General features: G+C 69.3%; 14 protein-coding genes and 1 riboswitch. Of the genes, 6 read left to right on the top strand and 8 right to left on the bottom strand.

Annotation, left to right across the window (positions count from 1 at the left end; translation table 11 throughout):
• Positions 1-832 precede the first annotated feature (832 nt).
• The 6 genes from ACO2Q0_RS19395 (at position 833) to ACO2Q0_RS19370 (ending at position 6,787) form a co-directional block, all read left to right on the top strand.
• Complete coding sequence (locus ACO2Q0_RS19395; protein ID WP_423353156.1) at positions 833-1,096, top strand: hypothetical protein; 264 nt, start codon at positions 833-835, stop codon at positions 1,094-1,096.
• 190 nt (positions 1,097-1,286) lie between these two features.
• A riboswitch (glycine riboswitch) is annotated at positions 1,287-1,378 on the top strand.
• A gap of 180 nt (positions 1,379-1,558) precedes the next feature.
• Positions 1,559-2,722 carry a glycine cleavage system aminomethyltransferase GcvT gene (gene gcvT / locus ACO2Q0_RS19390; RefSeq protein ID WP_423353155.1) on the top strand — a complete coding sequence of 388 codons (1,164 nt, stop codon included), beginning with the start codon at positions 1,559-1,561 and terminating at the stop codon, positions 2,720-2,722.
• A gap of 158 nt (positions 2,723-2,880) precedes the next feature.
• Entirely contained in the window at positions 2,881-3,246 is a 366-nt protein-coding gene (gene gcvH, locus ACO2Q0_RS19385) for a glycine cleavage system protein GcvH (RefSeq protein WP_423353154.1), read from the top strand.
• 132 nt (positions 3,247-3,378) lie between these two features.
• The gene (gene gcvPA / locus ACO2Q0_RS19380; RefSeq protein ID WP_423353153.1) at positions 3,379-4,710 is read left to right on the top strand and encodes an aminomethyl-transferring glycine dehydrogenase subunit GcvPA; all 1,332 of its coding nucleotides are present in this window, start codon (positions 3,379-3,381) and stop codon (positions 4,708-4,710) included.
• Entirely contained in the window at positions 4,707-6,272 is a 1,566-nt protein-coding gene (gene gcvPB, locus ACO2Q0_RS19375) for an aminomethyl-transferring glycine dehydrogenase subunit GcvPB (RefSeq protein WP_423353152.1), read from the top strand. The genes gcvPA and gcvPB overlap by 4 nt, the downstream gene beginning before the upstream one ends.
• Before the next feature lie 116 nt (positions 6,273-6,388).
• On the top strand, positions 6,389-6,787 hold the full coding sequence (locus ACO2Q0_RS19370; protein ID WP_423353151.1) for a PGPGW domain-containing protein: 399 nt from the start codon (positions 6,389-6,391) through the stop codon (positions 6,785-6,787).
• Between the two features lie 6 nt (positions 6,788-6,793).
• Here the strand turns inward: ACO2Q0_RS19370 and ACO2Q0_RS19365 are convergent, their stop codons facing one another.
• The 8 genes from ACO2Q0_RS19365 to ACO2Q0_RS19330 form a co-directional block, all read right to left on the bottom strand.
• Positions 6,794-7,309, bottom strand: a complete 516-nt coding sequence (locus ACO2Q0_RS19365) for an ATP F0F1 synthase subunit B (protein WP_423353150.1) — start codon at positions 7,307-7,309, stop codon at positions 6,794-6,796.
• 3 nt (positions 7,310-7,312) lie between these two features.
• Positions 7,313-7,915: a hypothetical protein gene (locus ACO2Q0_RS19360; RefSeq protein WP_423353149.1), complete on the bottom strand. Its 603-nt coding sequence runs from the start codon at positions 7,913-7,915 to the stop codon at positions 7,313-7,315.
• A gap of 77 nt (positions 7,916-7,992) precedes the next feature.
• The gene (locus ACO2Q0_RS19355) at positions 7,993-8,217 is read right to left on the bottom strand and encodes a F0F1 ATP synthase subunit C (RefSeq protein WP_423353148.1); all 225 of its coding nucleotides are present in this window, start codon (positions 8,215-8,217) and stop codon (positions 7,993-7,995) included.
• Positions 8,218-8,255: 38 nt separating this feature from the next.
• The gene (locus ACO2Q0_RS19350) at positions 8,256-9,047 is read right to left on the bottom strand and encodes a F0F1 ATP synthase subunit A (protein ID WP_423353147.1); all 792 of its coding nucleotides are present in this window, start codon (positions 9,045-9,047) and stop codon (positions 8,256-8,258) included.
• Positions 9,048-9,052: 5 nt separating this feature from the next.
• Positions 9,053-9,412, bottom strand: coding sequence for an AtpZ/AtpI family protein (locus ACO2Q0_RS19345; RefSeq protein WP_423353146.1), 360 nt, complete (start codon positions 9,410-9,412; stop codon positions 9,053-9,055).
• A 162-nt stretch (positions 9,413-9,574) separates the two neighbouring features.
• Positions 9,575-13,018: a chromosome segregation protein SMC gene (gene smc / locus ACO2Q0_RS19340; RefSeq protein ID WP_423353145.1), complete on the bottom strand. Its 3,444-nt coding sequence runs from the start codon at positions 13,016-13,018 to the stop codon at positions 9,575-9,577.
• Between the two features lie 6 nt (positions 13,019-13,024).
• Positions 13,025-13,654 carry a DsbA family protein gene (locus tag ACO2Q0_RS19335; protein WP_423353144.1) on the bottom strand — a complete coding sequence of 210 codons (630 nt, stop codon included), beginning with the start codon at positions 13,652-13,654 and terminating at the stop codon, positions 13,025-13,027.
• Position 13,655: 1 nt separating this feature from the next.
• The gene (locus tag ACO2Q0_RS19330) at positions 13,656-14,276 is read right to left on the bottom strand and encodes a DsbA family protein (protein WP_423353143.1); all 621 of its coding nucleotides are present in this window, start codon (positions 14,274-14,276) and stop codon (positions 13,656-13,658) included.
• Between the last annotated feature and the right edge of the window lie 70 nt (positions 14,277-14,346).

The raw sequence follows: 14,346 nt of genomic DNA, 5'->3' as shown, positions 1-14,346 counted from the left end.
TGCCGCGCCGCGATCCCGCTCCTCCCCCGTGCAACGGGGGAGGGGGACCACGAAGTGGTGGAGGGGGCGCTCACGCCCCAAGACGCACTCCGCAACGCTGCCCCAACTCTCCCACAAACGCGCGCGCAGGGCAAGAACAAAAGAAGAACTTTAGAACCGCTACCGCCCTCGCGAAGCGGGGGAGGGGGACCGCGCGCCGCAGAGCGCGTGGTGGAGGGGGCAAGCCCCGAGCGCCGCGACTGCCGCTCGCCCCCTCCACCCTCCGCTCTTCGCCCTCCGCCGCCACCCCCCTTCTCCCCTTGCGGGAGAAGGTGGCCTGCGAAGCAGGTCGGATGAGGGGTCGAGCCGCCCTCCGTCACGAACCCCGCCGCTCGCCGCCGATCCCAGCGAGACCCCTCATCCGGCCGCCTGCGGCGCGCCCTCGCCGTTCGACCTGCCACGCTCAAGCCCTAACAGGCGGTGCGCGTGAACACAGGAACCGCTACCGCCCCCGCGAAGCGGGGGAGGGGGACCGCGCGCCGCAGAGCGCGTGGTGGAGGGGGCAAGCCTCAAGCGCCGCGCGTGCCGCTCGCCCCTCCACCCTCGGCTCTTCGCCATCCGCCATCACCTCCCTTCTCCCCTTGCGGGAGAAGGTGGCCTGCGAAGCAGGTCGGATGAGGGGTCAAGCCGCCCTCCGTCACGAACCCCGCCGCCGCTCGCCGCCGATCCCCAGCGAACCCCTGATCCGGGCGCCTGCGGCCTGTCCCTCCCCATCAAAGGAGGGAAGAGCGCGAGCCATCGACGCCCACGTTCGGCCTGCTAGGCTCAAGCTTCGGCGGGCGGCGTGGGTGGAATGAGCCAGATCGAAAGCATCGCGACGACGCTCGCCAAGGGTGGCTTCATCGCCGCCGCCCTGGCCTATTGGTGGCTGGCCGGCAGGGTAGCTCGTGCGCGGCGCGGCGCCCGTATCCGCCCGCATCGGCTCCTGATCATCCCGTTCTTCATGGATGCGGAGACCCTCACCGAGGACGGCCGCCGCCACTACCGCTGGCTCAATCGCATCTGGGTCGCCGGCATGGCTTGCTGGGGCGTCCTCCTCCTCAGCATGATCCTGTGAGCCGGGCGCCGATTTCCGCGGAGCATCCCCCGGGGATGCCGCCCCGCCATTGATCTCACGGCAGGCTGGCGTTGAGACCGGAAGATCAAGAGCCTGGCCCCGCGAGCGGCGGAGGTACGCTGGTGGCGCCAAGCCGCCCCCACCCCTCATCCCCCGTTGACTCCCGTTCCACCTTCCCCGACACATCCCGCCAACTCTCGCGGGAGAGGCCGGATTCTCGGATCCGGCGCCGAAGGCGCAACCGCCCCGGAAACGCTCAGGCAAAAGGACCGCGCGGGCTGATGAACGCTGGAAAGTTCCTCCTTCGCCGATGACGGCGGAGTAGGGCGCCGAAGGAGCAGAGGGCCGCCAGGCTAGCGCCGGCCCGAAATCTCTCAGGCCCAATGGACAGCGGGGGCGCGAACGACGAAACCGGCTCCCCGGTTGTCGTCTCGCCGCATCGTCAGCCGGAGTCCGCGCCTCATGTCCGACACGCCCAACACCGCCGGCGACCTGCCCGCCGAGGCCGTGCTCAAGACGACGCCGCTCACCGACACCCATGTGGCGCTGGGCGCGCGCATGGTCCCGTTCGCGGGCTATTCCATGCCGGTGCAGTACGCCGACGGCGTGATGAAGGAGCACCTCTGGACGCGCGAGAGCGCGGGCCTGTTCGACGTCTCCCACATGGGCCAGGCCCGCATCCGCGGCGTCGCCCCGCTGGCCGCCTTCGAGGAGATCGTGCCCGGCGACTACATCGGCCTGAAGCCCGGCCGGCAGAAGTATTCCGTCCTGCTGAACCGCCAGGGCGGCATCATCGACGACCTGATGGCGGGCCGCCCGATCGCCGCCGACGGCTCGGGCGACGACGGCCTCTTCGTGGTGGTCAACGGCGCCTGCAAGGACAACGACTTCAAGGTCATCGACGACGAGCTCGCCGGCCAGGTGCAGATCGAGCGCCTGGAGGACCGCGCCCTCATCGCCATCCAGGGCCCGAAGGCGGTGGACGCCCTGAAGGTCCACGTCCCCGAGGTCGTCACCATGGCCTTCATGGACATCCGCCTGCTGGAGGGCTTCGGCGCCGAGCTGATCGTCTCGCGCTCGGGCTACACCGGCGAGGACGGCTTCGAGATCTCGGTCCCGGCGCATGCGGCGACCACCGTCTGGAACAAGCTGCTGGCGGACGAGCGGGTGAAGCCCATCGGCCTCGGCGCGCGCGACAGCCTGCGCCTGGAGGCCGGCCTGCCGCTCTACGGCCACGACCTCGACGAGACGGTCAGCCCGGTCGAGGCGGGGCTCACCTTCGCCATCAACAAGAACCGCCGCGAACAGCGCGACTTCCCGGGCGCGGCGCGGATCGTCAAGGAACTGGCCGAGGGCCCGGCGCGCGTCCGCGTCGGCCTGAAGGTCAAGGAAGGCGCCCCGGCCCGCGAGGGCGCCGAAGTCGCCGACGAGGCCGGCAAAGTCGTCGGCGTCGTCACCTCCGGCGGCTATTCGCCCACCCTGCGCTACGGCATCGCGCTCGCCTTCGTGCCGCCGGCGCTGGCCGAGCCCGGGACCGAGCTCAAGGTCATCGTCCGCGGCAAGGCCCAGGCCTGCGAGGTCGTGAAGACCCCCTTCGTCCCGCAACGCTACGTGCGGAAGGTCTAGGCATGGCCGCCGCCGCTCGCGCGCCGCAGGCGCAGTCATTCGACCACCAAGCCCACCAAGTTCACCAAGGCGCCCGCGTTTCTCTTGGTGTGCTTGGTGAACTTGGTGGTTCAAACAACGGCGCTGACGCGCCCACCGGCTTCTGAGGAGACCCCAGGATGCGCTTCACCAAGGATCACGAGTGGGTGTCGCTGGACGGCGACGTCGCCACCGTCGGCATCACCAGCCACGCGGCCGAACAGCTCGGCGACGTGGTGTTCGTCGAGACGCCACAGGTCGGCAAGTCGGTGAAGGCCGGCGAGGCCTTCGCCGTCGTCGAGAGCGTCAAGGCGGCCTCCGACGTCTACGCCCCCGTCACCGGCGAGGTGGTCGAGGCCAACGACGCGCTGTCCGGCGCGCCCGAGACGGTCAACCAGTCGGCCGAGGGCGAAGGCTGGTTCGCCAAGGTCCGCGTCGCCAACCCGTCCGAGCTCGACGCCCTGATGGATAAGGCCGCCTACGACGCCTACGTGGCGAGCCTCTAGCCGCGCGCAGCGCAATGATCTCGACCGCGGAAAACGCCGAAAATCGCGGAATGTGCAGCCGCCGACTTCCGCGCCCTTCCGCGTCTTCCGCGGTTCCCAATTTCCGCGCCTTCGGCGCGCAGGACTGACCCGATGAGATACCTCCCGCTCACCCCCGCCGACCGGGCCGAGATGCTGGCCGTGATCGGCGCGCCGAACATCGACGCGCTGTTCGCCGACGTGCCGGCCGCCGCGCGCAAGGCCGACCTGTTCGACCTGCCGCTGCACGCGGGCGAGCTGGAGGTGGAGCGGGAGCTCTCCGCGCTGGCGGCGCTCAACCGGCCGGCCGGGGCCGGGCCGTTCTTCTGCGGCGCCGGCGCCTACCGCCACCACGTGCCCGCCAGCGTCGACCACATCATCCAGCGGTCGGAGTTCCTGACCAGCTACACGCCCTACCAGCCCGAGATCGCGCAGGGGACCCTGCAGGTCCTCTTCGAGTTCCAGACCCAGGTCGCCGCGCTCACCGGCCTCGATGTGGCCAACGCCTCGATGTACGACGGCTCCACCGCCTGTGCAGAAGCTGTGATGATGGCCCAGCGCGTGACGCGGCGTGAGAAGGCCATCCTGTCGGGCGGCCTGCACCCGCACTACGCGGCCACCACCCAGACCATCGCCCATGCCGAGGGGATGGAGATCGTCCGCCAGGCCGCCGCCATCGACGCCGAGGCCGCGGTCATCGACGCGATCGACGAGGCGACCGCCTGCGTCGTCGTCCAGACCCCGAACGTCTTCGGCGTGGTCACCGATGTCACGCGCATCGCCGAGGCCGCCCACGCCAAGGGCGCGCTGCTGATCGTGGTGACGACCGAGGCGGTGTCGTTCGGCCTGCTCAAGTCGCCGGGGGCGATGGGCGCCGACATCGCGGTCGCCGAAGGCCAGTCGATCGGCAACGCCCTGAACTACGGCGGCCCCTACGTGGGCCTCTTCGCCGCCCGCGAGAAGTTCGTCCGCCAGATGCCCGGCCGCCTCTGCGGCGAGACCGTCGATGCGGAGGGCCGCCGCGGCTACGTGCTGACGCTGTCGACCCGCGAGCAGCACATCCGCCGCGAGAAGGCGACCTCGAACATCTGCACCAACTCGGGGCTTTGCGCGCTCGCCTTCACCATCCACCTGTCGCTGCTGGGCGGTCAGGGGCTGAAACAGCTCGCCGCCATCAACCACGCCAAGGCGCGCGAGCTGAAGGCCGCCGTCGAGGCCGCCGGCCTCGAGGTCCTGACGCCGCGCTTCTTCAACGAGATCGCGGTGCGGACCCGCGGCCCCGCCGCCGCGCTGGTGGACAGGCTGTTGGCCGACGGCGTCGTCGCCGGCGTGCCGTTCTCCCGCCTGGATCCGGCGGCCGGCCTGGACGACGTCCTGCTGCTCGCCGCCACCGAAACCACCACGTCTTCCGACATCGCCGCGCTGAAGGACGCGCTCGCCCGATGACCATGCAGAACGTGGGCCGTCCCACCCGCCCCGAAGGCTCGGCCGATGCGACCGGCTTCCAGTCCCTGACCGGCGGCCGTGCGCTGCTCCAGGACGAGGCCCTCCTGTTCGAGCTGGACGGCTGGGACAAGACCGGCGTCGACCTGCCGGCCTGCGAGCTCGACGCTTCGGACCTCGGCGACCTGGTCCGCGACGACCTCCGCCTGCCGGGCCTCTCCGAGCCCGAGGCCGTGCGCCACTACGTGCGCCTGTCCCAGAAGAACCACGCCATCGACCTGGCGCTCTACCCCCTGGGCTCGTGCACCATGAAGCACAACCCGCGCCTGAACGAGAAGATGGCCCGCCTGGCCGGCTTCGCCGACCTGCACCCCCTCCAGCCCGTGGCCACCACCCAGGGCGCGCTGCAGCTCATGGATCGCCTGGCCCACTGGCTGAAGACGCTGACCGGCATGGCCGCCGTCGCGCTCTCGCCCAAGGCCGGCGCCCACGGCGAGCTCTGCGGCCTGCTGTGCATCAAGGCCGCCCACGAGGCCGCCGGCCAGGGCCATCGCCGGACCGTGCTGGTCCCCACCTCGGCCCACGGCACCAACCCGGCCACCGCCGCCTTCGTCGGCTACTCGGTGCGTGAAATTGCTCAGACCACGGACGGTCGCGTCGACCTCGCCGACCTCGCAGCCCAGCTCGGCCCCGACGTCGCCGCCATCATGGTCACGAACCCAAACACCTGCGGCCTGTTCGAGCGGGACATCCTCGAGATCAGCCGCCTGACCCACGCCGCCGGGGCCTATTTTTACTGCGACGGGGCCAACTTCAACGCCATCGTCGGCCGTGTCCGCCCCGGCGACCTTGGCGTCGACGCCATGCACATCAACCTGCACAAGACCTTCTCCACGCCCCATGGCGGTGGCGGTCCCGGCGCGGGTCCGGTCGTGCTGTCCGAGGCGCTCGCGCCGTTCGCGCCGGCCCCCTGGATCGTCAGCGGGGAGGGGGACTTCGCCCTCCAGGAGCAGGATGCCGGCTTCGGCCGCCTGTGCGCCTTCCACGGCCAGATGGGCATGTTCGTCCGCGCCCTGGCCTACATGCTCAGCCACGGCGCCGACGGCCTGCGCCAGGTCGCCGAAGACGCCGTGCTGAACGCCAACTACGTCAAGGCCAGCCTCTCCGACGTCATGACGCCGGCGTTCCCGGAGGGGCCGTGCATGCACGAGGCGCTGTTCGACGACGCCTGGCTGGAAGGCACGGGCGTGACGACCCTCGACTTCGCGAAGGCGATGATCGACGAGGGCTTCCACCCGATGACCATGTACTTCCCCCTGGTCGTGCATGGCGCGATGCTGATCGAGCCGACCGAAACGGAGTCGAAGCAGGAGCTCGACCGCTTCTGCGGCGCGCTCCGAGCCCTCGCTCAGGCCGCGAAGTCCGGCGATGCCGACCGTTTCAAAGGCGCGCCCCACCTCGCCCCGATGCGCCGGCTGGACGAGACCCTCGCCGCGCGTAAGCCCAAGCTTGTGTGGCGTGAAGAACCCGCAGGTGTGGCGCCGGCGCCATTAGCTGCGGAATAGCGGCGCGTTAGGAAAATTTAACGCGCCGGCCGCTTTACGACTCCGGCCCGGCTTCACATATCTGGGACGTGACAGCGGAACCTCCCCTTCCGCTGCGCGCTCCCAGGTCCGTTCACGTGTCTTTCGCCATGCCATCATTGCGCGTGTACCGCGCCACGGACGATCTCGCGCGCGAGATTGTGGCCCGCTTCGTGCGGACGGGCCTCGTGCTGTTTGGCGCGGCTATCGTGATTGCAGGCGTGCTGATCGCCCCGCTGCCGGGTCCCGGCGGCATTCCGGTGATCGTGGTTGGCCTGATGATCGTGCTGCGCAACTCGTTCAAGGCGAAGCGGCAGTTCGTGAAGTTCCAGCGGGCCCATCCGAAGACGGTTTACCCGATCCGCCGGCTGTTGCGGCGGGAGCCGGAAGTGTTTCCGGTGTTCTGGCAGCAGACCTTGCGCGTCGAACGCGTGGTCCTGCCGAGCCGTTTTCGATTTGCCGTGAAGACGCGGCGGCGCTTCCGGCGCCGCCGCTAAGATCCGCTACTGCAGCTTCGCTGCGAGCTGATTGATGCCGCGGTCGACCAGCGGGTCGGACTTCGACTGAGCAAGCCGGGCGGCGAGCACCGTTTCGGTGGCGCGCGCGGCAAGATCAATCGCCGCGGACTTCACCTGCGCGGCGGCCTCAGCCTGAGCGGCCTCGATCTTGCGCTCGGCGAGTTGGGTGCGCAGCGCCAGATCTTCTTGCAGACGGACCTTGGCGTCCGCGGCGAGGCGCTTGGCGTGTTCCTGTGCTGTCTCGATGAGATCGCGGGCCTGGGCCTCGGCCTCAGCGCGCTGCTTGTTGATGTCCGCCAGCAGGGCCTCGGCCTCGGCGCGAATGCGAGCGGCCTCGTCCAAATCCGCCTTGATCTTGGCGGCCTTAGCGTCCAGCCCCGAGGCGGCGAGCTTGAAAGCGCCCGCCATCCAGAGGATCGCTAGGAACACGATCAGACCCGCGCCGACCCACAGCTCGGGGTTGGCAAGGTTCCAGAACTCGGCGTGGAAGATCGCGGGCATCGCTTATCCCTGGCTCTTAACGGCGGCAGCGACGGCGTCGCGCGGCGCCTTAGCGCCGGTCAGCTTCTCGATCATCGCCTCGGCGGCGTCGGTCGCAACGGTCGACAGCTGCTGCATGGCGGAGTCGCGGGCCGCGCGGATGCGGGTCTCGGCTTCAGCCTGCTTAGCGGCAAGTTCCGCTTCGAGAGACGCACGACCGGCGGCGGTTTCGGCGGCAGCCTTGGCGCTGGCCTCGGCCGCCGTCCGCTGGGCGGCGGCGCGGGCGTCGGCAAGGGCGCGCTTGGCGGCCTCGGCCTGAGTGTCGGCCTCCTGCTGCACGGCGCGCGCGCTGCTCAGCGCCTGCTCGATCGTATTGGCCCGTTCATCGAAGACACGCCGCATGCGCGGCGCGAAGACCTTCGATATCAGGATGTACAGCGCCACGAACAGGATGAGCAGATAGGCGATCTGGCCGCCCCAGTGCTCGAACTGGAACTGCGGCAGGCCACCGGAGCCGTGCTCCGCGCCTGTCGAAGTGGTCGCGCCGTGTTCGCCCACGCTCGCCGCCGAAGCTTCGGCGGCGTTCTCGACCGAGTAGGTCGTCGCGGGATCGGTCTCTACAGCCATAACTGAACGGTTCCGAAGTCAGAAGTTCGCGCGGGCCTAAGCGCCGTGAGGCGAGCCCGCGCCAGCGGACTGGTGGATCAGCCGAACTTCAGCAGGATGCCGAGCACGAACGACAGGATGCCCAGGGCTTCGGCCAGAGCGGCGCCCACGAACAGGTTGCCGATCTGGGTCGCGGCGGCCGACGGGTTGCGCAGGGCGCCCGACAGGAAGTTGCCGAAGATGTTGCCCACGCCGATGCCGGCGCCGATCATGCCGAGGGTCGCGAGGCCCGCGCCGATTTGCTTAGCAGCTTCAAGTTCCATGGATCTGTTCTCGTCCTAGTGGTGGATCAGGAAACGGGTCAGTGGCCGTGGCCGAGGTTGACCACGTCGTTGAGGTAGATGCAGGTCAGCACGGCGAAGACGAACGCCTGCAGGAAGGCCACGAGGCATTCCAGCGCCGTCAGCGCCACGACCATGCTGAGGGAGAGGGCTGCGCCGGGGATGCCCAGCAGGCCCAGGCCGCCGCTGGCGGCAAGGCCGCCCAGCGCTACAACGAAGCCGGCGAACACCTTCAGGGCCACGTGGCCGCCCAGCATATTGCCGAACAGACGCAGCGCCAGGGTGACCGGCCGCAGCAGGAAGGAGACGAACTCGATCACCACGATGACCGGCAGCAGCACCCACGGCACGCCCGAGGGCACGAAGAGCTTGAAGAAGCCGAGGCCGTTCTTGGCGAAGCCGACGATCAGCACCAGCAGGATCGTCATGAGGCCGAAGGTGGCGGTGATCGCGAGCTGCGAGGTGACCGTGAAGGTCAGCAACAGGCCCAGCACGTTCATCGCCAGGATGAACATGAAAATGGTGAACACGAACGGGAAGTACTTCTTCCCATCGTGGCCGATGATCGACTCGGCGAGATTGTCGATCATGCCGAAGAGGGTTTCACCCACGGCCTGGAGCCGCCCCGGGACCACCTGCATCCGTGCGGTGACCAGCGACAGGAAGGCGACCACGGCCACGAAGGCGATGGTCATCGCCATGTGCGAGTTGGTGAACGCCAGCTCGGTCCGGCCGAACAGCGGCAGGTTCACGGTCCCGAAGTCGACGAGCTTTTCGATCTGGAACTGGTGGATCGGGTCGTTCGCGGCCATCGGCCCTACGGCTCCTCGTCGTCGTCATCGAACGGAATCGCCTGCGGCGGTTCCGCATCCTGCTTCGCCATCGCCATCAGGCGGTTGGCCGTTCGCCGCGCCATCCAGATCGACAGGGCAAACCCCAAGAGGACTCCCCCGATCAACCCCCACGGCGTGGTGTTGAAGACCCGATCGACGATGAAACCGGCCGCCAATCCCACCAGCACCCCGCCGAGCAGTTCGGCGATGATGCGGTAAGCCTGGCTGACGGCCTGCTCACCGGCGTGCGACGTCACCGGACGCTGGGTCCGGGCCCCCAAGGCGGCCGCCCGTTCGTCGAGGCGTCGGAGCGCCTCTTCGCGTGCGTCATCAGCAGGGGCCATGAACGTGCAATACGAGTTCCCCGGGCGGCTGATGCCCCCCGGCTTGATCGCGGCGGAACCTATAGACGCGAAGTCGGCGCGTCAAGGCTACCTGATCACCTCTTAATCGGTTGATATTGCTCATGTATTCGGCGGGGTCGGGCGCCTCCGCGGCAGCTGCGACTATTGCGCCGCCATGGCCTCGGCTTGGCGGAGGTCGACCGAGACGAGTTGCGATACCCCGCGCTCGGCCATGGTCACCCCGAACAGCCGGTCGGTTCGCGCCATGGTGACCGGGTTGTGAGTGATGACGATGAAGCGCGTTTCCGTCCGGCGGCACATCTCGTCGATCATGTTGCAGAACCGGTCGACGTTGGCGTCGTCGAGGGGAGCGTCCACCTCGTCCAGTACGCAGATGGGCGCCGGCTGCGCGAGGAAGACGGCGAAGATGAGCGCCGCTGCGGTCAGGGCCTGTTCGCCGCCGCTCATCAGGCTCATCGACGCCAGCCGCTTGCCCGGAGGGCAGGCGTAGATCTCGAGCCCCGCCTCGAGGGGATCGTCTGATTCGACCAGCCGCAGTTCAGCCTGCCCGCCTTGGAACAGCGTCTGGAAGAGCGTCTTGAAGTGCTCGTTGATGACGCCGAAGGCGGCCGTCAGCCGCTCGCGGCCCTCGCCGTTGAGCTCGTCTATACCCTGGCGCAGGCGCGCGATCGCGCCGGTCAGGTCCGACCGTTCCGCCTGCATCGTCTCAAGCCGGGCTGCATATTCCCCAGCCTCCTCCTCCGCGCGCAGGTTCACAGGCCCGATTCCCTCGCGCTGCCGCTCGAGGTTGAAGAGGTGAGCCTCCATTCCTTCGGCGTCGGTGGGGACGGCCACGGCCTCGTCGCTCAGTTTCCGCCCGAGCGCTTCGGGTTCCATCTGGGCCGTGTCGCGGATCATCGCCGTGACTTCGGCGAGTCGCTGCGTAGCGGCCTCCGAATGCGCCGTGAAGCTGGCGCGCAGCTCGCGGGCTTCGCCCGCCTGCGCTTCGGCGGTGCGCAGCGCCCGGTCGGCTTCCGCGCGCTCGTGCTCCGCTGCAGCCAGGGCGTCGGAGGTCTTGGCGCGACGGGCCTCGGCGCTAGCCAGTTCGTCGAGCAGCTTCTCCCGGCGGGCCTCCAGCGTGGAGGGCGCCGCGCGAGCGGCCTCCAGGGCCGCATAGGCCTTCGTGCGAGCGTCCGCGAGTTGCTCGAGACGCTTGGCGGCCGCGGTCGAGCGACGGGTCCAGTCGTCGCGGTCGCGGACGAGAGATTCGAAGCGGCGGCTACGTCCGACGCGCTCGCGGATCTCCTGCTCGTGCGCCGATCGCGCGGCGGAGGCCGCCTCACGGGCCGCAGCCGATGCGCTGCGGGCGGCGGCGAGGCGTTCGGGCAGATCGTCTTCACCCGACCCGCTCGAGGCCTCGGCGCGCACCGCGGCGAGCTGCCCCTCGTGCTCGCCAAGCTCGGCTTCGAAGCGGCCGATGAGGTCGTCCAGCGATGCTGCACGCGCTTCATTGCGCGCCGCCTCCTGGTCGAATCGCTGCAGCGCCGCCCGCGCCTGTGCGGCCCTTTGCTCAAGCACGGGTGGTTCGCGCCGGGCGTTGCGAAGCCCTTCCTCGGCCTTGCGGAGTCGCTCGGCGGCGGTCGCCTGTGCCTCGCGGGCGGCCTTGACCCTGGGCTCGAGCTTTTCGATCTCCCTCTCGACTTCAGCGAGCCGCGTCTTTTGCTCGAGGCGCACAGCGGCGGGCTTCGGCGCTTCAGCCCGCGACGTGAAGCCGTCCCAGCGCCAGAGATCGCCTTCGCGCGACACGAGCCTTCCGCCGGGCGGCAGCAGCTTCTGCAGCCGCTCGCCGTCAGCGCGCTCGACGACGGCGACGTAAGCTAGGCGCGCCGCCAGGGCCCTCGGCGCCTTGACCAGCGGAGCCAATGGCGCGGCGCCGTCCGGCCAAGCCGGTTCCGGCGCCTCGCCACCACCCCAGAAGGCCGGGGCTGCCGGGTCGAGGGCGGCGTCAAGATCATCGCCCATCGCCGCCGCCAGCGCTGCCTCGTACCCCCGGTCAGGCGCGACCGAGTCCAGGGCTGGCGCGAAGCCGCCGCGCTTGGCCTGGGCGACCAGGCCGGCCAGGGCGCGGGCTTCAGCGGTGAAGCGCCCGAGCTGTTCTTCGAGCTTGCGCGAGCCCTCGCGCGCGGCGCCTTCGCCGGCAACGGCTTGAGTGCGTTCCTCCTCGGCGCCGTCCAGCGCCGCTCGGGCGGCCGTCAAGGCGGCCTCGGCCGCCTCCAGGTCAGCCTTCGCCTGCGCCGCCTGGGGGTTGATTGTCGTGGCGACCGCCTGCCGCTCCTGACGGGCCTGGTCGAGGGCGCGTCGGGTCCGGGCGACGCGGCCTTCGGCTTCTTCCAGGCGGGCGCGGGCCGCTCTCACTTGGGCGTCACGAGCCGCCAGCTCCCCAGCAAGCCGCTCGACGTCAGCTTCTGCGGCAGCGCGCGCAGACTCAGCGGCCCTGGCAGCCGTCTCGAGCTCCGGTCCGCGTTCCGGTGCGGCTGCGATAGCAGCCTCGATCGTCGACAAATCCTCTGCCAAGCGCTTGAGCGCGATCTCGGCGTCTTCGACGATATGCGTCTCGCGCGCCTGATCGGAGTCGATCCGCTCCACTTCGCCGCTGAGGCGGGCCAGTTCTGCAGCGTGCGCCTCTTCCTCTCGCTCGAGGCGGTCCTTGTCGATCGCAAGCTTGTGCAGCACCGCTGCGGCAATGGTCTCCGCTTCCCGCAGTGGCTTGAGGGCCTCTTCCGCCGTGGCCGCTCGGATCGTGGCGGCCGCCGCGGCGCTCGCCGTCTCTTCCACAGCCCGGATCGCCGCCGCGGCCTCGGCTGAAAGCCGCTCGGCCGCCGCCTTCGCTTCGGCATACTTCGCGTAGAGCACCGCGCCCTGCAGCGCGCGAATCTCGGCCGAAAGGCGCCTGTAGCGCTCCGCTTGGCGCGCCTCGCGGCGCAGGCGGTTCAGCGCGGTCTCGAGTTCGCCCGCCACATCGTCCAGGCGCGCGAGGTTGGCCTCAGCTGCCCGAAGGCGCAGTTCGGCCTCGTGGCGGCGGGAGTGCAGGCCGCTGACGCCAGCTGCCTCTTCCAGGATCAGTCGCCGGTTCTGGGGCTTGGCGGCGATCAGCTCGGAGATCTGTCCCTGCCGTACCAGCGCGGGCGAGCTCGCGCCCGTGGATGCGTCGGCGAACAGGAGCTGGACGTCACGGGCACGCACCTCGCGTCCGTTGATGCGGTAGGTGGACCCTTCGCCCCGGTCGATGCGGCGGACCACCTCGATGACCGGATGGTCGTTGAAGGCGGGCGGAGCCCGTCGTGCCGCATTGTCGATGGTGAGTGACACTTCGGCGTGGTTGCGGCCGGCGCGGTTGCCGCTGCCAGCAAAGATCACGTCGTCCATGCCGCCCGCGCGCATCGCCTTGGCGGAATTGGCGCCCATCACCCAGCGCAGGGCCTCCAGCAGGTTGGACTTGCCGCAGCCGTTCGGCCCGACGATGCCCGTGACGCCGGGCTCGATCCGGAACTCGGTCGGATCGACGAAGGATTTGAACCCCGACAGTCGCAGCCGCTGGAAGTGCACCTTAGATCAGCGCCTCCCGCCCTTGGCTGCGGCCGCGATCGCCGCGTCCATGTCGGCGACCGTAGGGACGGTCGAACCCGTCATGCGCTTGCCGTTCACGAAGAAGCTGGGGGTGCCGTTGACCTTGTCGACCTCGATGCCGTAGCGCACGCGCGCCTCCAGGGCTTCGAGCGCCTTCTCGTCGCGCAAGCAGGCTTCGAACTGCGCCTCGGTCAGGCCATTGTTCTGCGCGATCTCCACGAAGATCGGCTTGATGTTGCCGGTCTGCCAGCGGCTCTGGCTGCGCAGGATCTCGTCTACGACGTTGAAGTACTTGCCCGGCCCGGCGCAACGAGCCGTCAGGAAACCCGCGGCAGCCACCTGTTGCGGCGGCGTCAGCAGTTCGCGATAGGTCCAGCGTACCTTGCCCGTGTCGATGTATTTGGCCTTCATCGTCGGGAAGACCTCTTCGTTGAAGTGCGCGCAGTGCGAGCAGCTCACCGAAAGATACTCGACGACATGGACCGGCGCCTTCGCCAAACCCAGGGTCATCTCCGGTCCCGGGTAGGCCGCCGCCGCGCGGGCGAACACCGGCGCCGACGCCAGGGCCAGGCCCGCGCCGATGATCAGGGTGTCGCGGCGGCGGACGCCCGCCATCTTACTTCGACGCCTCGGCGATCGCGGCGTCGAGTTCGGCCATGCTGATCTCGCCTTCCTTGATCTTCTTGCCGTTGACCACGAAGGTCGGCGTGGCGGAGATGCCGTCCTGCCGGATGGCCTTCTCGACGCGTTCGTTCAGGGCCGTCAGCGCCGCCTCGTCCTGAACACAGGCGTTGAACTGCTCCTCCGTCATGCCTGCCGACTGAGCGACGCGCAGCAGGCCGCCGCGCATGTCGCCGCTCTGGAACATCTCCTGCTGGCCGCGGAAGAGCGCGTCGATGACCGTGAAGTATTTGTCCTTGCCGGCGCAGCGCGCCACCAGGAACCCGGCCGCAGCGACCTGTTCGGGCGGCGTCAGGAACTCCTTGAAGGTGTAGTGCACCTTGCCGGTGTCGATGTACTTGGCCTTGAAAGCCGGGAAGGTGGTCTCGTTGAAGGCCGCGCAGTGGCTGCAAGTCACCGACGCATACTCTACGACCTTAACCTTGGCGTTCGCATCGCCGAGGCTCATGTCCTCCGCCGACACGGTCCCGGTTCCGCCGCCCTTGTTGCAGCCGGCGAGCGCGAGGCTGGCGCCCGCTGCGGCGATGAGAAGAAGGCGGCGGCTGAAGATCGACATCGAGACACCTTTCGGCAGTTCTGAACGAAAGATTAAAGCGCGATTCCCGCAAAGGGGCGCAAATGCCGCG

This window comes from Phenylobacterium sp. VNQ135 (assembly GCF_049445735.1).
In the GTDB taxonomy this organism is placed as follows: domain Bacteria; phylum Pseudomonadota; class Alphaproteobacteria; order Caulobacterales; family Caulobacteraceae; genus Phenylobacterium.
Note: the sequence above shows the minus strand (reverse complement) of the source record. Positions and strands in the feature narration are given on the sequence as shown.